15 protein-coding genes and 1 tRNA gene are annotated in these 18447 nt (G+C 68.8%); 12 read left to right on the plus strand and 4 right to left on the minus strand.

Features of this window, described 5'->3' with window-relative positions; all coding sequences use genetic code 11:
• The 3 genes from DV20_RS46095 to DV20_RS44785 all read left to right on the plus strand — a co-directional run.
• On the plus strand, positions 1-336 hold a 336-nt coding region (locus DV20_RS46095), incomplete at its 5' end, for an IS5 family transposase (RefSeq protein ID WP_043778328.1).
• Positions 337-344: 8 nt separating this feature from the next.
• Positions 345-788 carry an IS5 family transposase gene (locus DV20_RS46100; protein WP_235190760.1) on the plus strand — a complete coding sequence of 148 codons (444 nt, stop codon included), beginning with the start codon at positions 345-347 and terminating at the stop codon, positions 786-788.
• A 325-nt stretch (positions 789-1113) separates the two neighbouring features.
• Positions 1114-4545, plus strand: coding sequence for a hypothetical protein (locus DV20_RS44785; RefSeq protein WP_152603662.1), 3432 nt, complete (start codon positions 1114-1116; stop codon positions 4543-4545).
• Positions 4546-4922: 377 nt separating this feature from the next.
• On the opposite strand, the gene DV20_RS09035 is transcribed toward DV20_RS44785, so the two are convergent.
• A complete protein-coding gene (locus tag DV20_RS09035; RefSeq protein ID WP_051735862.1) occupies positions 4923-6323 on the minus strand; it encodes a hypothetical protein in 1401 nt (466 codons plus the stop codon).
• A 191-nt stretch (positions 6324-6514) separates the two neighbouring features.
• Here DV20_RS09035 and DV20_RS09040 point away from each other — a divergent pair, with 191 nt between their 5' ends.
• Entirely contained in the window at positions 6515-6748 is a 234-nt protein-coding gene (locus DV20_RS09040; protein ID WP_043778332.1) for a hypothetical protein, read from the plus strand.
• Positions 6749-7045: 297 nt separating this feature from the next.
• Here DV20_RS09040 and DV20_RS46105 read toward each other — a convergent pair whose 3' ends face one another.
• A complete protein-coding gene (locus DV20_RS46105) occupies positions 7046-7819 on the minus strand; it encodes an Ltp family lipoprotein (RefSeq protein WP_200876381.1) in 774 nt (257 codons plus the stop codon).
• Positions 7820-8270: 451 nt separating this feature from the next.
• On the opposite strand from DV20_RS46105, the gene DV20_RS43775 reads away from it, so the two are divergent.
• Positions 8271-9668: a recombinase family protein gene (locus tag DV20_RS43775; RefSeq protein ID WP_235190751.1), complete on the plus strand. Its 1398-nt coding sequence runs from the start codon at positions 8271-8273 to the stop codon at positions 9666-9668.
• Between the two features lie 55 nt (positions 9669-9723).
• Here the strand turns inward: DV20_RS43775 and DV20_RS09060 are convergent.
• Positions 9724-9807, minus strand: a tRNA-Leu gene (locus DV20_RS09060).
• A gap of 354 nt (positions 9808-10161) precedes the next feature.
• Between DV20_RS09060 and DV20_RS46435 the strand changes: the two genes are divergently transcribed.
• Positions 10162-10899: a cellulose-binding domain-containing protein gene (locus DV20_RS46435; RefSeq protein WP_235190752.1), complete on the plus strand. Its 738-nt coding sequence runs from the start codon at positions 10162-10164 to the stop codon at positions 10897-10899.
• Here the strand turns inward: DV20_RS46435 and DV20_RS09070 are convergent.
• Positions 10896-11789, minus strand: coding sequence for a LysR family transcriptional regulator (locus DV20_RS09070; protein ID WP_235190753.1), 894 nt, complete (start codon positions 11787-11789; stop codon positions 10896-10898). The two genes, DV20_RS46435 and DV20_RS09070, sit on opposite strands and share 4 nt — an antisense overlap.
• A 70-nt stretch (positions 11790-11859) precedes the next feature.
• Here DV20_RS09070 and mdlC point away from each other — a divergent pair, with 70 nt between their 5' ends.
• From mdlC to DV20_RS09100, 6 genes are read left to right on the plus strand one after another with little or no spacing between them, the layout of a single operon-like run.
• Positions 11860-13428: a benzoylformate decarboxylase gene (mdlC, locus tag DV20_RS09075; RefSeq protein ID WP_043778334.1), complete on the plus strand. Its 1569-nt coding sequence runs from the start codon at positions 11860-11862 to the stop codon at positions 13426-13428.
• A 2-nt stretch (positions 13429-13430) separates the two neighbouring features.
• Positions 13431-14858 (plus strand): benzaldehyde dehydrogenase, encoded by a 1428-nt coding sequence (locus DV20_RS09080; RefSeq protein WP_043778335.1) that lies wholly within the window; start codon positions 13431-13433, stop codon positions 14856-14858.
• Positions 14859-14869: 11 nt separating this feature from the next.
• Positions 14870-16090, plus strand: a complete 1221-nt coding sequence (locus DV20_RS09085) for an MFS transporter (protein WP_043778337.1) — start codon at positions 14870-14872, stop codon at positions 16088-16090.
• A 25-nt stretch (positions 16091-16115) separates the two neighbouring features.
• Positions 16116-17096, plus strand: coding sequence for an alpha/beta hydrolase (locus DV20_RS09090; RefSeq protein ID WP_235190754.1), 981 nt, complete (start codon positions 16116-16118; stop codon positions 17094-17096).
• Positions 17097-17122: 26 nt separating this feature from the next.
• Positions 17123-17575: a GbsR/MarR family transcriptional regulator gene (locus tag DV20_RS09095; RefSeq protein ID WP_043778340.1), complete on the plus strand. Its 453-nt coding sequence runs from the start codon at positions 17123-17125 to the stop codon at positions 17573-17575.
• A gap of 7 nt (positions 17576-17582) precedes the next feature.
• On the plus strand, positions 17583-18404 hold the full coding sequence (locus tag DV20_RS09100; RefSeq protein ID WP_043778341.1) for a class I SAM-dependent methyltransferase: 822 nt from the start codon (positions 17583-17585) through the stop codon (positions 18402-18404).
• The last annotated feature ends 43 nt before the right edge of the window (positions 18405-18447 follow it).

Below are 18447 nucleotides of genomic sequence, written 5' to 3' on the forward strand. Positions count from 1 at the left end.
CGGTGGCGGGATCACCGTCAGGTGATCAACGCGATCCTGTGGAAGCTGCGCACCGGTGCCCCCTGGCGTGACCTGCCCGATCGCTATGGCCCGTGGAAGACCGCGCATGAACGGCTGCGGTTGTGGACCAAAGACGGCACCTGGGAGAAGATCCTCGACCGGGTGATCGTCAAAGACGACGCCGTCGGCGAACTCGAATGGATCACCTCGGTCGACTCGAGCGTGGTCCGGGCGCACCAGCATGCTGCCGGTGCCCGGAAAAAGGGGGATGCAGCGACGGAACCGAAGCCATCGCCTGCGACGGGGAAGGACTCGGCCGGTCCCGCGGCGGACTGAGCACCAAGATCCACCTTGCCGTCGAAGGGCGAGGCCTGCCGGTCCGGATCCTGCTCACCCCAGGCCAAGCGGGAGACAACCCGCAGCTGCTGCCGCTGCTGGATGGCATCAGCGTCGCCCGGATCGGACCAGGCCGGCCACGCTGCCGGCCGGAGACCGTGATCGCCGACAAAGCCTATTCGCATCCCTCGACCCGGGCGGCGATGCGAGACCGGCGGATCACCTTCGTCAGCCCGGAACGGGACGACCAGGTCGCCCGCCGCGCAGCCAAGGGCTCCCGCGGCGGACGACCACCTGCCTTCGATGCCGAGGTCTACAAGCAGCGCAACGTGGTCGAACGCTGCTTCAACCGCCTCAAGCAATTTCGTGACCTGGCCACCCGCTACGCCAAACGCGCCGCCTACTACCAGGCCGAACTCACCATCGCCGCCATCATCCTCTGGCTCCGATGACTTACAGGACACGACCTAGGCGCGCTCAGGAAGACAATCGTCGTCATCCCCCCGTCTCGTGACAGCCTCGCACGCGCGTCGGTGCTTGCCGAGCTTCTTGACCTTCACGAACCGTGGACGGGCTACGACGGAATCCGACATCCGATCGCATTCCGGTTCGACGAAGATGGCGCGTGCCAAGCCGTGTACGGCGATGTCTTCGACGATGTCGCGTACGAGCTCGCCCTGACAGCTGCCGTCCGGCCGATCGTCGCGTAACAAATGCAGCCGCATCACGACCTCAACCGGTGAACCGACACGTCGCAAGCGCTGGCAGGGAGTAACATTGACCGAAGTCTTAGCCGGACTCCGTGTCACCGAGACTGTCGCGGCAGCCCTCAGCCTGGCGGCGACCCGCCGATCCGGCGGCAGGAGCCTGGACACGCAGACACTGCTGTGGGCACTCGCGGCAACAGATACCGTTGGCGACTGGCACCGGCTTCTCCTGACCGACCAGCCAGCGTCCGATCCTGCGAGCACCTCCGTACACACGTGGGCCGCGGTGCCGTTGACCGGAACCTGCGCCGAGGCGCTGGCTCGCGCACGGACCATTGCCGAGACCTACGATCTCCTTCCCATGCCGCCCGGAGTCCTCGCCGTCGCGCTGGTTTGGGATCCCGCGTCGGGTGCAGCCCGAGCATGTCTTGGCATGCAACACCATGAACTGCTCAGGGCGATGCAAGACGACGTTCTGGGGACTGACCTCGAAGGGCTCGAGAACCTCCTAGCTGACCGAGGTTCCTCCCACAAACAGCCAACACCGGCGTCAGAAATAGCGCCACCGCGGGATCCAGGAGCTGGCCGGGAGATCACTAAGTCAGATGTGGATCTGACCTTCGCGAAGATTACGACGCGGGCACCGGTTTGGCTGCTCCGATTGCTTCTTCTCGCCGCCGTCGGAGGAGCCGTGGCAGGCCTGCTTACCAGTCCGGTCTGGAGTGTCACTGTCCCGGACGACCTGGCACCGCCGCTTCGCGCCCAACCCGTTTCTTCGGCGATGCCGGATGACACGGCGATGTCGCGACTGGTCGGCGTCGAGTTCGTCCGAACGCAGAATGGCTTGCCTCTGGGTACGAAACTGTTCGACTCGAACCTAGCGCTCTGGCACGACACACGAAACGAGGCCGTCCACAGCGCCTGGGAGACCCGTTGGGACTCGACCGACGGACGAACTCAAGCCACTGTGCAGGTGATACAGCTCAAGACAAAGAGCCCATTGACCTCGGCAACCCACGGCTGCAATCCAGCGACCACTGCACAACCATCCCCCGGGCCGCCAGTGCTCCAAGCTGGATACGTCGCCCATGATAAGAACTCGGGCCTATACTGCATGACCGGGTTCGACAAGCAAGCTCTGATATTCATCGCTCTTCGCAGCCTCGACGGCAGTGTCGTCGCACGCATGCCCGACAGTACCGCGGCGACTTGGCGCACGATCCAACAGAAGTTACCCTCGCCCGCATTCCCGGTTAAAGATGGAATCAGCACCCCGATTTCCACCGCGTTGCTCAACCGCGGTCCGTTCCTCGCCGTACTGGGCTTGATATTCCTCTGGATGCTTCCCACCCTGCTCTTCGACCGCGCCACGTGGCAGCGCCTGTGGTCGTTCGTGAACCATCGACGATACCGTTCTCGAAGTCTTCCAGGACTGGACATCGACGCCGCAGTCCGAGCACAGTTGTCCAGTGCAATGGCGCTTTCGGCTACTCAGTTGTGCGCGGCCATCTGGATGCTGAGGCTGACCTTCAAGCAAGGCATGCTCATCACCAGCGTATCGACCCTCGGCATCGTCTTCATCATCGGCGCGATCCCCAGGATTCTCCATTTGCGAAGAGTCGGCAGTCAACGAGGCTTCCAGGTCCGGAGAAGTGTGGTCTGGTTGACCGGAATACTTCTCGGGGTAACCGCGGTCGGTTTCTCCGTAGTGCTCATCTTGCTCGCCAACACTCTGTCCACCACCGGAGCCGGCTACGACGTGCCCGACTACCAGCAATTGCGGTTCAACACCATCCTGGAGGTCATGGCCATCCCGACGGCCATCGTCGCGATTGCGCCGACAATGCTCGCACGAAGAATCGCCATGCGAACTCTCCGGAAACGACGAGGCGAAGACCCTCGGCCGCCTATTCTACTCCTGCGCTCGTTCGCAGACGACGGCCGCCGGCTTCGATCGCGCTCCAGCCATCGCCGTGCCCTTCCCGACCGACTCAGCCTACGGAGGTGGGAACGCTTCGAGGAGGTCATCGCGGCCTCCTTGGGAGCACACGGGCCGGTATATGCTGTGGGGCAGGTCGGCGAGCGCCTTCCACCACCGCTGGGAGCGGTCCGCCGCCAGTTCACCAACGACGAATGGCAGAACCGGATCCAGGGGCTAATGGCCGAAGCCTCAATCATCTGCGTGACCCTGGGTCGTTCCACGGCACTTGACTGGGAGATTCGGCGCATCGCTGAGCTGGGGTTCCTGCCGAAGGCCGTCTTCGTCCTGCCACCGACCAGCAGGCGCGAGCACATCAAGAGGCTGGCCGTTCTCGCCGCGGCCTTAAAGCTCGCGTGGGCCGATCTCGATATCCGCCCTACTGGCGGCTGGGCGTTGGCGATCCGGGTTCCGGCGGTGGGATCCCAGCCACAGGTTATTCGAGCCCGTGCGCAGGAAGATATGGGCTACGACATCGCACTCGACCTGACCCGGCTCGCCGCTGACGGCGTCGACCTGCTGAACTTACCGTCGCTGGCAGCTGACGACAGATCAGGCGCACCGACGGCCGAAGTCTACCCGCCAGGGAAAACTCCCATCTTCAAATCGCTGTTCCGACGAAAAGGAACGCGGCTGCTCTTACTGCTCAACGGGTCGGCTATCGTAACGCTGCTCTTCGCCTTCCTCACCGGCGAGGTCAAGGACACCAGCGCCGTCATTACGCTCGCCGAAAGCTCGGCATGGACAGCAGTTGCCGCCGACCCGGACACTGCTCACCTATACGGCATCGCCGACGCCACTCGACTGGCCACCTTAGACTTCGACGACGGCAAGGCCAGCCTCGTGTGTGAAATCGAAGCCGCCGGAAACCTCACCGCTGGTGGTGGATGGTTGTTCGCGTCGAACAGCTTCACCGGGACGTTGCAGGCGATCGACCCGGCGGATAAGCGAGTTGCGTGGACTCGGCGCGACCTACCGGGAGTTCGCGGGGTCGTCGCGACTGACGCCGCGGTCTACCTTCTGCTTCCCGCGGCGAGAGAAGTTCGCGAACTCGACCGGCGCACCGGTGATCCGATCGCGAGCCGAAAGCTCGACGGTATTCCATGGGCAGCCGCCCGTAGCGATGACGGCGTACTGGTCAGTATACTGGACTCTTCGTCAATCGTGCGCGTCGACCGGACGCTAACCAAGGTCACGCAAACGGGTTCTCGGATAGACGCGACCCAGATTGTCTCCGTGCGGGGAACAGCCTGGGCGTACTCACGGGACAGACACGCCGTCTTCGCCGTCGGCGGATCTGCGCAGGTGATCTACACCCGTAGCCAGAGCCCCCACATCGCATCCAACGGCTCGGTGCTGGCCATCGAGGGTATCGAACAGACCAGCACGTTCTGGCCCGACGGCACCGTCGTCCGCAATCGCCTGTCGACGAGGCACGCGGACAGTCTCGCAGTAACATCGACCGGCGACGTCCTAGCCATGGCTGACAACGAGGTACTTCTCATCCGAGCCTCGAAGAGGTGAGGTCGGCCGACCGGACGCGGAAGCCGCCCCGGGTTCATAGCACCGCACACACTCCGGCCGGGAGACCGAGGCAACACGCATGAACGGATCACCCAGTGATCATCGACTCGCCGACGTGTTGACGGGAGAACATTTTCCGGCGCCGCAGCATCACGCTTCGACCGCTCTTGGCCGAGAGGTCGGCAGCTGTCGAACCCCGCATCCGACCACCGCGACGTCGCAATCAGGGATATCGGACATGCGAAATACTTCTCTGGGCGGACGGCTACGCACAGCCTGTCGTCACCTCACCTTGCGGTTCCGCCGTCGAGCCGCTCAGGGCCGAGCCGAGCGCCGACCGTGCGTGGCCTCTTAGGAAGAGGCTCGGAAGAGCCGTATCAGCCGGGAAAGATCGTCCGCATAATCCCCAAGACGAGGGCCGCTGCCAGTACAAACAGCAGGAACTTGCCGTACGCGGGGAGGGCACTGCCGCCGATCCTGTACAGGAGCCGCTTCCGCACGCCAATGCGGGCCAGCGCGGCCTGCAGAGCGCACGCGACGTAGAAGGCCGGGGTGCCTCGGACGTTCGTCTCGCCAGGCGCCGGCCCCACGGCCTGCACGTGCGGCGTCCAGTCGTCGTCGAACACGATCACCGACGCTGTCCACTTGCCCGGCTCCGGCTTCGAGCCGGAAGGCTTGCAGAGGAGCTTGTCGAGCCGCGCAGCCAGGTCCCATCGACCCCCTGGCAACAAGATCACGAGTTTGCGCGGCTGCCGCATCGCGATCGCCTGCTCGACTTCCCACCACACACTCGGGCCCTCGCCGAGCCGCAGCACGATCAGCTGTGACACCGTCATCAGTTCGAGCACACCGGCTCGCCAGTCGTCCTCCGGCAGGTAGAACCGCGCCGCGCCGAGGCGGGGAAGCCGCTCGCCCGGCCGGCCCACCGCGATCACCGGCCCGAAGGCCCGCAGCGCACCGATCAGCTGTTCCTCGCGGGTGTGCACGGTGAGCAAGCTCTGCATCCACGTTTCCGAGGGCAGCCTGTCGACCACCGCGGACGCCGGATCATCACCGAAGCCACGCAGGTATAGCACGGGTTCGCGGTCTTCCGAACGCAGAACGGCCGCAGCGCTTCGCGCCGTCCGCGGGCGGGCGTACCGCAGGCCGTAGTAACCGGCGGGCAACGTCGGAAGGACAGCCGCCAGCCAGTCGATCCGACCTCCTCGGGCGATGGGGTAGATCGCCAGTATGCCTCCGAGCAGCAACGCCCAGCACAGACCGGAGACGAGGAGGAACACCGGGCGCAGCCACCAGCGCTTCGCGAGCGCGTATTGCCTAATCAGAGCCACAGTCTTTGCGTTGACTGTCCGTCTGCGCAGCCGGAAGACGAGCGCGGCCGCGGCCAAGGGCACGTCGGTGACCAGCCACGGCAGAGCACGACCCCAGGACTCCGCGCTCCTTTCCTCGAGCGTTCTCTGACCGGCCATCACCTCGGTGTCGATATCGCGAATGTCGCGACGAGCACCGTCGAAGTCTCCCGTCGTGGCATGCCCATAGGCGCGCGAAATCGAGGCGCGCGCGGCGGAGTCGGGCGCGGCGTGCTTGTTGAACCAGTTGCTCACCGGCGTTGTGTCCGCCCGTTGGTCGAGTGCCGCGCGGAACGCCGCCACCTGCGCGGGAGCGTCGAGGAAGGCGTCGCGATCATGCAGTGCGGCGCCCGCCGCGATGGAGAGCCACGCCGCGATATAGCCCACTGCCACTGCCGCCGCTGTGACGAGCTGGGCCAGAGTCCGCATCCGGTCATCCGATCAGGCCCGGACGGGCGACTGGCGCGGTCCAGCGGAAATCACCCGAAGTGAGCAACGACGACACCTGGTCACGGACCGAGTGCTGGCCGAGGTGGCGAGCACGGCTGCGGCTCAGCTCCGGCTTCGCAGAACACCAAGTCGCCCAAACCCCTCGTCAGGCAGCAAGCGAATCGCGGCAAATGGCCACGACCCGAGCCGGCGCTGACCTGGGCTACGGCCTGCGGCCCGTCGACGAGGTAGTCGCGGAAATCGTGGCCGGACTGGAAGAGCGCCGCATCGACATCAACACCCAGCTGCCCGAACGCCGTGCCATGCAGGAACTCAACGCCCGCGATCCGCTCGCCGTCGACGCCGCGCTCGCACCCAAGCTCGCCGAACTCCGGGCGGCTGTCAGGACCCACCGCAGCATCTGAACCACAGATTCCTTGCCCGTTTCGGATTTCCACGCGGTCATGGACGACAACCTGGTCCACTTATCGTCGCCATTACCTCAGGCCTCCGCGAGGACCTCGCCCGCTACTTCCGGCTACGCATCAGGCGACGGTCAACGCGACGCGCCCCCATAGAAGACACCGGCCGCGTTGCTGGAACGCCTTACCCGATTCCCGGCGCGAGACGCTCGACTTCCCGTGCTCGACGACGATCGGCGACCAATTCCGCGACAGGTCGTATGGGTAAGGCATCCGTTACCCCCGTTGGTTGCGGCGGATCTACTTGCAGGCTGCAGTCTGGCCAGCCCCATAGGCGGCCTGGGCCTTCGTGAAGCCCTCACCCGCCGACGATGACAGCTGCTGCTTCAACCCCGAGCACGAGAACGACGTGAAGCTCAAATAGTTCTCCGCCGACTTGACCGCCTGCGCGTTCCAGTCCACCGACAGGCTGTCGACGGCCTGGGTCGCCACATCCTTCGGGAACCCGTCGCCGGCCGACGAGGACAGCTGCCGGATCAGGCCGTTGCGCGAGAACGCGGTGAAGCTCAGGTAGTTCTGGGCGGAGGCGCGGGCCTGCTCGACCTGCGGCGGGAACTCGGGTGCTTCGCTCGTGGTGGGTGCCGGCGGCTCGACCGGAGCAGTGGCCGCGGCCGAAGCGGCGGCTTCGTTCAGGTTGGGGCTGGTGGTCTGAATGTGGTCGGGCGCGGCGACCGAGCTGGTCGGGGCAGCGGCGGGCATCCCGTTGGCGGCGTCGTTGACCGCCTTGCCGAAGGCCGCGGTCCAGAGCACGCAGATGACCAGCCCGATCGCCGACAGCACGACGGCGGTGATGGCCAGCCCCTTGTTGCTCGCCTGGCCCCGGTTGGCGCGCAGCGTCCCGACGATGCCGAAGATCAGCCCGAGGATCGTCAGCGGCCACGCGACGATCCCGATGATCGGGATGAACGCGAAGATCAACCCGATCAGGCCGAGCACGAACCCGGCCGTGCCGAGGCCGTTCTTGGGCTGGTTCGCCACCGGCATCGGCACCGACGGCATGGGGGCGTAAGACACGGGTTGCCTCTTTCAGTCCAGCGGCGACGCAACGGAACGCGTCACGCTCTGTGGCATCCGTCGACATCCGCATCCCGCGCGTAACAGTGCCCGAAAGCCGCTCCCGGTCACGAAAAGGACTCAGCCGACGATGTTCACGATCATTTCCGCTGGTGACCGCAGTGAGCGACTCGCTCACCGCCGTTACCCAGGGTAATAAATTGAAACTTCAAGTTCACTCGTCAGAGCAAGAGGAGACGTGGGACGTCACCTCGAGCTGAGTTACGACATGAGCGCTCACTGTCACTGGCCGGCGGCGAGCCTCCGAGACGACGACCCACCCTCACCAACCGAGCTGCGGAAAACGCGTGCGTCGGGAGCGCCGCGGGCTAGATGACGCGTTGACTGCGCTGATCGGATGAACCGCTGAGAGCGCGCCGTCATGACCCAACGGCCGTGACATCCGTTCAGCGTGATCCCACCGCACCCGCCTCCGCATCACGCAGCCGCATCACCTGCCGGCACGGCCGATCTGCTGGCGCAGTGGTTGAACGGCAAGAAGCCTGCAACTACCACCACCGCCCGCCCCGACCATGGCAGTGGCTTGCGGTTCGCGTTCTACGGCCGCACCTCGACCACCCGCCATCAAGACCGGCTGTCGTCGCAGGGCTGGCAGCGCGACATGGCCGATGAGTTGGTCGTGGGCCACGGCGAGGTCGTCGCCGTCTACTTCGACGCCGGCACCTCACGCCGCATCCCCTGGCGACAGCGACCGCAGGCTGCCCAGCTCATGGCCGCGGCCTCGAGCCCGGAGTCCGTGATCGATGCGATCGTGGTCGGCGAGTACGAGCGCGCCTTCACCGGCACCCAGTTCGCCACCCTCTACGCCTGGTGCACCCGGCACGGCATCCAGCTGTGGCTGCCCGAAACCAGCGGTCCGGTCGATCTCGGCAACCGCGATCACCGGGCGCTGCTGTCACTGCTGGCCACCCAGTCGCAGCGCGAGGTCCTCCGCGCCCGCCACCGGGTGCTGGCGGCGATGCACAACCAGGCCACCCAGCAAGGCCGCTACCTCGGCGGCCGACCACCCTACGGCTACCAACTCGTCGACGCCGGCCCCCACCCCAACCCAGCAGACGCCCGCTGGGGCCGACGCCTCCAGCGCCTCGCACCCGACCCCCGAACCGCAGCGCACGTCGCCTGGATGTTCCGCCAGCGGCTCGCCGGGCACAGCGTCGCCAGCATCGCACGACACCTCAACGAGCGCGGTGTCCCCTGCCCGTCCAGGGCAGACCCGGACCGCAACCGGCACCGGACCAGCGGCGCCTGGACTTTGCGCACTGTTGCGGTCATCCTCGCGAATCCGCGCTACACCGGTCGGCAAACGTGGAATCGCCGCACCACCGAGACCTGCGGCCCAGCGTCAACGCCAGCCCTGTCGGCGAAGGTTGCGCATCCGGCGCTCATCACGGAGCAGGACTTCGTCGCCGCACAGCAGATCCGGGCCGCTCGCCCTGCTAGCGATGGTCGGCCTCGCCGGTTCGCGCTGGCAGGCTTGATTCACTGCGGTGTCTGCGACCGGCGGCTGGACTCGCACTGGAACCACGGGCGACCGACCTACCGCTGCCGCCACGGCCACACCAGCACCCAACGCGCAGGCCAGCTGCGGCCGAAGACGCTCTACGTCCGCGAGGACCACCTCGTCGACGAGATCCATATCCGGCTCAGAGGCGAGGGCAACGACGGCCACACCGAGCTGGAGTCTGCTCGGACACGAAGCAGTCACGTCGCGGTGGCGTTGCGCGATTCAGGACGGTTCGTCGTCTACGACATCGCCGGATGGCGACTGGAGAAGATTGATTCGAGCTGAGCTACGATCAACCCCAGTTTCAAGATCGCGTTTCGCGACCTGTGGGGTAATACTGTGTCCGAGGGGGGACTTGAACCCCCACGCCCGTTAAGGGCACTAGCACCTCAAGCTAGCGCGTCTGCCATTCCGCCACTCGGACCTGCTGAAGAAAGAGTATACGGCCGCCCCCACCCCTCCTTCAGGGGGGTCCGGATCCACCCCGCGCCCACCTCTGGCATGATCGAAAGTTTCGCCGGACCTGCATCGATCCAGCCGGCCCGACCTCCCGGTGGCCGCACCGAAAGATTCCGCCCTTCTGTGCCCGGATCCGGTCATCTACCAGCGAAACGCCGCCGCGGGGATACGGTTTACAAGACCGTCTTCGGTTCCTAGGATTCGCCGGGCAAGCCAGCGCGCTCGAGCGCCCTCGCGGACTGGAGGTTGCCGTATGGCGCGCGTTGGGCGGCCTGATGATGAGATCTCCGTTGATGAGCTTCTGCGGGAGACCGGGGCCATGCCCCGGTCGCTCGGGGCCTACGTTCCGCTGACCCGGGCCCGGGAGGATGACACCGGGGAGGGGTACCGGGAACGGCTCGAACAGCGGGCGCGGGAGGCCGCCGCCGGGCAGCAGCGGGCTGGGCGGCGGATTCGGTGGGTCTCCGCCCTCTGCGGGGGTGTTGTCGTCGTCGGGAGCCTGGTCATCATCGGGGTCACCTCCGAGAGCTCGCCCGGGCGGCTGGCCTCCATGGCGCCCGATCCGCTCGCTCCCGCCACCACCACTCCGCGGACCGTCTTCACCACGGCGACGCCGACGCCGGTGCCCACCGTGCTCCGGCAGACCTCGACCTCCGCTTCTCCCACTTCGACGACGGCGCCCACGACCACCTCCGGCAGCCCGACGGCGGCGGCTCCTCCGCCGCCCGCTCCGGTGGCCTCCTGCCGCGTCCGGTACGCCGTCACCGACCAGTGGCCCAATGGTTTCACCGCCAACGTCTCCGTCACCAACACCGGTAACCAGACGCTCAACCCGTGGACCTCCACCTGGACCTTCACCGCCGGGCAGCGGGTCACGCACAGCTGGAACGGCGACTACTCCCAGAGCGGCTCGCGGGTGCTCATGAAAGCGGTTTCCTACAACCTGACCCTCGCCCCCGGGGCGACCGTCGACATCGGCTTCAACGCTTCCTTCGACCGCGTGAACCCGGCGCCTGTGGGCTTCACCCTCAACGGCGCCCGCTGCACCGCGAACTAACCCAGCACCTCCCGCATGAAGCCCACCAGCCAGTGCTGCGCCGGGCTGCGGGCGTGCGTGTGCCGCGTGTACACCGACACCTGGGCCGGCTCCACCTCGAGCGGCAGCTCGAACAGCCGGACGCGGTGCTCGGCCGCGAACACCTCCGCCACCAGCCGCGGGACCATCGCCACCAGCTCGCCGTCCTGGACCAGGTACGGCAGCGGTGCGAAGCGGGTCACCTCGAGCACCACGCGGTCGAGCAGGCCGGACGCCTCCAGTGCGCGGCGGGGGCCGTTGTGGCCGGTCGGGCCGAACACCGTCACGTGGCGTTCCGCCGCCAGCTCGCCGAACGACACCTCCGCCCCCAGCCGGGGGTGGTCCAGGGCCACCATGCCCAGGTAGCCCTCGGAAAACAGCGGGATGCGGGCGACGCGCTGGGAACTGATCAACGGGGACGCGATGAACGCGTCGATCTCGCCGCGGCCGAGCTGGTCGGCCGCGCGCTCGACGTCCAGCGGCCGGACGGTCAGCGTCACGCCGGGGGCGCGCGCGGGCAGCGCCGCCATCAGGCGCGGCAGCAGCGAGATCTCCCCCAGGTCGGACAGGCACAGCGTGAACGCCGCGCGGGCCGTCGACGGCTCGAACGATTTCGCGCCGCTGACCGCCGTCTCGATCTCCGACAGCGCGCTGTGCAGCGGCTCGTAGAGCGCGCGGGCGGTCGTCGTGGGGACCAGGCCACCGCCGGTGCGGCGGAACAGCTCGTCGCCGAACCGGCGCCGCAGCTTCTGCAGGCTGTAGCTGATCGTCGGCTGCGTGACGTGCAGGGACTCCGCCGTGGCCGTCACGCTGCGGGTCTCGTAGAGCAGCACGAACGTGCGCACCAGGTTCAGGTCGAAATCCCGCATCATCGATCCCGTCTATGAACCATCGAGACAACATTTATTGGAACACGGCCGCCGCGCTCCATAGGGTCCGCCCATGCCCACTGTCCGCCGCCTCGCCCACGAGTTCCTGGACCGCCGTGGCCTGACCACGATCTTCGGCAACCCCGGTTCCAACGAACTCCCGTTCCTCGCCGAGCTGCCCGCCCACTTCCGTTACGTCCTCGGCCTGCACGAAGGCGCCGTCGTCGGGATGGCCGACGGCTACGCCCAGGCGACCGGCCGCCCCGTGCTGGTCAACCTGCACGCCGCCGCCGGCTCCGGCAACGCGATGGGCGCCCTCACCAACGCCGTCTACTCACGCTCTCCCCTGGTGCTCACCGCCGGCCAGCAGGTCCGGACGGCGATCGGGCCGGAGGCGATGCTCGCCAACGTCGACGCGACGCAGCTCATGCGGCCCCTGGTCGCCTGGTCGGGCGAGCCGAGCTGCGCCGCGGACGTCCCGCGGTCGCTCGCGCAGGCGGTGTTCGAGGCCGAGCTGCACCGGCGCCCGAGCTACCTCTCGGTGCCCTACGACGACTGGGCCGCCGAGCTGGACGAGACGGCGACGCTCGACCGGGGAGTCCAGAAGGGCCTGGCCCCGAGCGAAGCGCAGCTCGACGCGCTGGCGGCGAGCGTCGCCGCGGCGAAGAACCCGGCGCTCGTCCTGGGCGGCGACATCGACGCGACCGGCCTGTTCGACCGGGCCGTCGCCGTGGCCGAGCACCTCGACCTGCCGGTCTGGGTGGCGCCGTCGCCGCACCGGCTGCCCTTCCCGAACCGGCACCGGCTCTTCCGCGGCGTCCTGCCCGCCGGGATCGCCCCGGTGTCGGCCGCGCTGACCGGGCACGACCTCGTGCTCGTGCTCGGCGCGCCGGTTTTCCGCTACCACCAGCACGTTCCCGGCGCGTACCTGCCCGAGGGCACCCGGCTGATCCAGGTGACCGACGACTTCGGCGCCGCGGCCCGCGCGCCGATGGGCGAGGCGCTGGTGGCCGATCCGGCGCCGGTGATCGAGGCACTGCTGGCCAAGGTGCCCGCCCGCGCAACACCAGCCGGCTACTCGGCGACCCCGGAGCCCAGGATCGGCGCGACAGCGCTGCACCCGGAGCAGGTGTTCGCCGCCCTGCGCGACACCCAGGCCGCCGGCACGCGCTACGTCGTCGAGTCGACGTCGACGAACTCGGCCTGGTGGCGGCAGATGGACCTGCGCCGCGCGGGCTCGTACTTCTTCCCCGCCGCCGGCGGGCTCGGCTTCGGCCTGCCCGCCGCCGTCGGCGTCGCCATGGGCGACCCGGACCGCCCGGTCGTCGGCGTCATCGGCGACGGCTCGGCCAACTACGGCATCACGGCGTTGTGGACGGCCGCGCACTACCGCGTGCCGGTGACCTTCGTGATCCTGCGCAACGGCGTCTACGGCGCCCTGCGGTGGTTCGGCGAGCTGCTCGGCACGCCGGACGTGCCCGGCACGGAGATCCCCGGGCTCGATTTCACCGCCATCGCGGCCGGCTACGGCGTCGAAGCCACGACCGTCACCGGCGAAGAGGACTTGCGCGCCCAGCTCAAGGCGACCCCGGACGGCCCGCGGCTGATCCAGGTCGACACCGAACCGACCACACCGGAGTGATCATGACCTTGCTCGATGACGCCTTCGTCCGCGGAAGCGGCGGGACCCACCCGGTCGTCGAACCGGCCACCGGGACCGTGCTGGGCCAGGTGGGCGTCGCGACGCCGTCCGACGTCGCGGAAGCCGCCGCCACCGCCGCGAAGGCCCAGCGCGACTGGGCCCGGCGCAAGCCCGCCGAACGCGCCGCCGTGCTGCGCCGCGCCGGCGAGCTGTGGGAGGCGCACGCCGCCGAGGTGCAGGACTGGATCGTCCGCGAAGCCGGCTCGACGCGGCCCAAGGCCGCGATCGAAACCGAGATGGCGGCCGGGATCTGCTTCGAGGCCGCGGCCCTGCCCACCCATCCGCTCGGTGAGGTGCTCAGCACCGGCGAGCCCCGCTGGTCGCTGGCCCGGCGGGTGCCGGCCGGCGTGGTTTCGGTGATTTCGCCGTTCAACTTCCCGCTGATCCTGGCCATCCGCTCGGTCGCCCCGGCGCTCGCGCTCGGCAACGCCGTGCTGCTCAAGCCCGACCTGCGGACCGCGGTGTCCGGCGGGGTGAGCATCCTGCGCGTCTTCGAGGAGGCCGGGCTGCCCGAGGGGCTGCTGCACCTGCTGCCCGGGGACGCGGGCGTCGGCGCCGCGGTGGTCGACGCCCCGGAGGTGTCGGTGGTGTCCTTCACCGGCTCGACCGCGGCCGGGCGGAAGGTCGGCGAAGCCGCCGCGCGCTCGCTCAAGCGGGTGCACCTGGAACTCGGCGGCAACAACGCGCTCGTCGTGCTGCCCGGCGCCGACGTCGCCAAGGCCGCCTCCGCCGGCGCGTTCGGCTCGTTCCTGCACCAGGGCCAGATCTGCATGACGACCGGCCGCCACCTGGTGCACGAGTCCCAAGTGGACGAGTACCTCGAGGCGCTCGCGGAGAAGGCGCGGCGGCTCCCGGTGGGGAACCCGGCCGAGAGCGACGTCGCGCTCGGCCCGATCATCGACGACCGCCAGCTCGCGCACGTCACCGACGTCGTCGACCGCAGCGTGGCGGCCGGAGCGCGCGTCCTGGCCGGCGGGAAGCCGGACGCGCCGTTCTACCCGCCGACCGTCCTGTTCGGACTCGACGACGCGAGCCCGGCGTGGCGGGAGGAGATCTTCGGCCCGGTCGCGCCGGTGCGCGCCTACCGCGACCTCGACGAGGCCGTGCGGCTGGTCAACGACTCCGAGTACGGCCTGTCGGTCGGCATCCTCGGTGACGTCGGCACGGCGATGAAGCTGGCCGAGGAGGTCCGCTCGGGCAAGGTGCACATCAACGAGCAGACCGTCGGCGACGAGCCGACCGCGCCCTTCGGCGGCGTCGGCGACTCCGGCAACGGCTCCCGCTTCGGCGGGGCGAAGGCCAACATCGAGGCCTTCACCGAGACCCAGTGGCTGACCGTCCGCGCGGACATCGCGCCCTACCCGTTCTGAGGAGGACGACGATGACAACGACGTCTCGTGGCACGTGGACGGCGGTCCTCTGCTGGCTGACCGTCCTGCTCGAGGGCTACGACCTGGTCGCGCTCGGCGCGACCATCCCGACCCTGCTCAAGAGCGGTCACCTCGGCTTCACCGCGGCCGGCGCGACCGCGGTCGCCACGGTGTCGCTGATCGGCGTGGCCGTCGGCGCCGCCGGCCTCGGCCCCCTCACCGACCGGTTCGGCCGCCGCGTGCTGCTCATCGGCTCGGTCCTGCTGTTCTCGCTGTTCACCCTGCTGACGCCGCTCGCGCCGAACGTCGCGACGTTCGGGGTGTTCCGGTTCGCCGCCGGGCTCGGCCTCGGCGCGTGCATGCCGGTGGCGCTGACGGTGATGTCGGAGAACCTGCCCGCCCGGCGGCGGGCCAGCGCGAGCACGTTCACCATGACCGGCTACCACGTCGGCGCGGTGCTGACGTCGGTCCTCGCGCTGTCGGCCAAGGAGGACTGGCACCTGCTGTTCTACGGCGGCGGGATCGCCGGCCTGCTCGTCGTGCCGCTGATGTGGTGGAAGCTGCCGGAGTCCGCGGCCTACCTCGCGGCCCGCGAGACGACCGCGCGCGTGGGGTTCAAGGACCTGCTCGGCGGGCGGTTCCGGCGGATCAGCATCGCCGTGTGGACGGGTTCGTTCATGGGGCTGCTGCTGGTCTACGGGCTCAACACCTGGCTGCCGCAGCTGATGCGGACGGCGGGTTACCCGATCTCGACGTCGATCACGCTGCTGCTGGTGCTCAACATCGGCGCGGTGCTCGGGCTGGTGCTGGCCGGCACGATCGCCGACCGGTTCGGCATCCGCCCGATCGCCCGGATCTGGTTCGGCGCCGGGGCGGTTCTGCTGGCGGCGCTGAGCCTCCGCATCGGCAACGCAGTCGTGCTCAACGCGGTCGTGCTGCTGACCGGTGTGTTCGTGTTCTCGGCGCAGGTGCTGATCTACGGCTACGTCGCGCACGCGTTCCCGGCGTCGGCCCGCGGCACCGCCCTCGGGCTGACGTCGGCGGTCGGGCGGCTGGGCTCGATCCTGGGCCCGTTCGTCACCGGGGCGCTGGTCACCGCCGGGGTCGCCTACCCGTGGGGCTTCTACTTCTTCGCCGTCGTGGCCGCGCTGGGGCTGGTCGCGGTGCTGCTGTTGCGCGGTGAGACGCGGGCCGAGGACCAGCCGGCGCCGGTGGGGGCGTCTGGACGGTAGCGCGAAGTTGCTATAGATTTCAGTCGTGACTGAAATCTATAGCAACTTGCCGGTCGTGACCGCGCGCCCGGAACCCGTGACGTTCCTCAGCCTGGGCACTCGCTGCGCGGGCGACCTCTACGTGCCCGACGAGGTGTCCGCGGACTCGCCCGCCCCCGCGCTGGTGCTCGGGCACAGCGGCGTCATGGTGAAGGAGGCGCTGGCCTACTTCGCGCCGTACTTCGTGGCGGCCGGCTTCGTCGTGCTGGCCATCGACTACCGCACCGTCGGGTCGAGCGAGGGTGAGCCGCGCGGGCTGGACTACCCGGAGCGGCAGGTCGAAGACTTCCGCAGCGCGATCTCCTACCTCCAGACGCGACCGGAGGTCCGGGCGGACCGCATCGGCCTGTGGGGCGTCAGCGTCGGCGGCTCCGTCGCCGTCCAGGCGGCCGTGCTCGACCGGCGCGCCAAGTGCGTCGTGGTGCAGAGCCCGAGCGTCTGGAACGGGTGGCGGTACCTGGAACGACTGCTCGGCCGCAACGGGCTGCACGCCCTGCGTGAGCGGCTCGGCGAGGACTGGCAACGCCGCTACGAGACCGGCGAGAGCGCTCGGGTGCCGCACCTGGACCTCGATCACGAGAACGCCAAAGGCGCCCAGGACCTGTCGGTCGAGTTGTATCCCACCTACCGCAACGAAAAGACCCTCGACTCCACCGAGCACCTGCTCACCTTCGCCCCGGAGAACCTCATCGACCGGCTCGCGCCGACTCCGCTGCTGATGATCGCCAACGGCGGCCACGACCCGTACCACATGCTCGAGGAAGCCCAGACCGCCTTCGCCAGGGCCGGGGAGCCCAAGCGGCTGGCGGTGCTGCCCTACGACGTGCTCGGCCTCTACACCGGCCCCGGGCTGGAGGAGGCGATGGCGCTGGCCGTCGAGTGGTTCGACCGCTACCTGCGCCGGACCCGGCTGCCGATCGCCACCCCGGCGCCGACCCGCGAGTCCGTCGCCGCTATGAAACGGTGACCAGCGGACACAGGGAGCGCGGCGCCATGGGTGACGAACAGCAGGACCAGCTCATGCGGTGGGTGGAGCGGGTGGCCACCTTCTGCGTGGAGGAATGGGGGCTGCCCCCGATCACCGGGCGCGTCCTCGGCTGGCTCATGATCTGCGACCCGCCCGAGCAGTCCGCGGGCGGGATCGCCGACACGATCCAGGCCAGCCGGGCGTCCCTGACGTCCAACATGCGGCTGCTCACCACCATCGGGCTGGTGCGCAAAGTCCGCCGCCCCGGCGACCGCGTCGCCTACTACCGCATCGAGGACGACGCCTGGCACAAGGTCGTCCAGCGCAAACTCGACAGCCTCAGCGCGTTCGGCGACATCGCCGAGGAGGGCTTCGCCATCACCGGCCGCGAAGGACCCCGCACCGAACGCATCAAGGCGGCCCAGGAATCCCTGACCTGGTTGCGGGACATCGCCGCCCGCAATCCCCCGGAACACTAGGAACCCCATGCCATCCCCGCTTCGCCTGGACCCGGTCCAGGAGACCGCGCTGCTCACCCTGTACGCGCGAGCCCTCGACAGCAAAGCGCCGGCTTCGATCCTCGGCGACACCCTGGCCGCGGCGGTCGCGGACCGGATCGCCGGGGACACCGGCTACGACTTCGCCAAGCTGAAGGTCAAGCCGAGCCTCATCGCCGGCACCGCGCTGCGCGCCGCGAAGATCGACGACGTCGTCCGCCGGTTCACGGCCACGCACCCCGACGCGGTCGTCGTCGACCTGGGCTGTGGCCTCGACACCCGGTCGGCCCGCTGCGACCCGCCCGACGGCGTCGGCTGGTACGACGTCGACCTGCCCGAGGTCACCGACCTGCGACGGCGGTACCTCCCGGACCGGACGCACCTGATCGCCGCGGACGTCACCGAGCCCGGCTGGTCCCAGGCCCTGCCCGGCGACCGGCCCGCCGTGATCGTGGCCGAAGGTCTGCTGCCCTTCTTGCCCGGAGGCTCGTTCCCGACGACGATCCGCCGGCTGACCACGCGGTTCCCGACGGGCGAACTCGTGCTGAACGGCTACACGCGGTTCGCCGCCTGGGCGATGAAGTACCACCCTTCGATCAAGGCGCTCGGCATCGACGCCGCCCAGGGCTTCGACGACCCGCACGAGCCGGAACACTGGAACGCCGGCCTCACGCTCGTCGCGGAGCAGCTGCTCACCCGCGCCCCGGAAGTGGCCGCGTTCCCGCAACCCGTCCGAGCGCTGACCCGCCTCCTGGCCCACAGCACGGCGATGTCCCGCCAAGGCACCCGCGTTCTCCACTACCGGTTCTGACCGGCGTGGTGTCCTGGATGCTGCGGCGTCTGGGGTGCTGCGG

Origin of the sequence: Amycolatopsis rifamycinica, assembly GCF_000695625.1 — a bacterium.
Classification (GTDB): Bacteria; Actinomycetota; Actinomycetes; order Mycobacteriales; family Pseudonocardiaceae; genus Amycolatopsis; species Amycolatopsis rifamycinica.

Excerpts from the sequence above, each read along its gene's own strand:
- DV20_RS09035 (WP_051735862.1), bottom strand. The coding sequence starts at position 6,323 with ATGCGGACTCTGGCCCAGCTCGTCACAGCGGCGGCAGTGGCAGTGGGC.
- DV20_RS09040 (WP_043778332.1), top strand. The coding sequence starts at position 6,515 with ATGGCCACGACCCGAGCCGGCGCTGACCTGGGCTACGGCCTGCGGCCC.
- DV20_RS46435 (WP_235190752.1), top strand. The coding sequence starts at position 10,162 with ATGCCCCGGTCGCTCGGGGCCTACGTTCCGCTGACCCGGGCCCGGGAG.
- DV20_RS09070 (WP_235190753.1), bottom strand. The coding sequence starts at position 11,789 with ATGATGCGGGATTTCGACCTGAACCTGGTGCGCACGTTCGTGCTGCTC.
- mdlC (WP_043778334.1), top strand. The coding sequence starts at position 11,860 with ATGCCCACTGTCCGCCGCCTCGCCCACGAGTTCCTGGACCGCCGTGGC.
- DV20_RS09080 (WP_043778335.1), top strand. The coding sequence starts at position 13,431 with ATGACCTTGCTCGATGACGCCTTCGTCCGCGGAAGCGGCGGGACCCAC.
- DV20_RS09085 (WP_043778337.1), top strand. The coding sequence starts at position 14,870 with ATGACAACGACGTCTCGTGGCACGTGGACGGCGGTCCTCTGCTGGCTG.
- DV20_RS09095 (WP_043778340.1), top strand. The coding sequence starts at position 17,123 with ATGGGTGACGAACAGCAGGACCAGCTCATGCGGTGGGTGGAGCGGGTG.
- DV20_RS09100 (WP_043778341.1), top strand. The coding sequence starts at position 17,583 with ATGCCATCCCCGCTTCGCCTGGACCCGGTCCAGGAGACCGCGCTGCTC.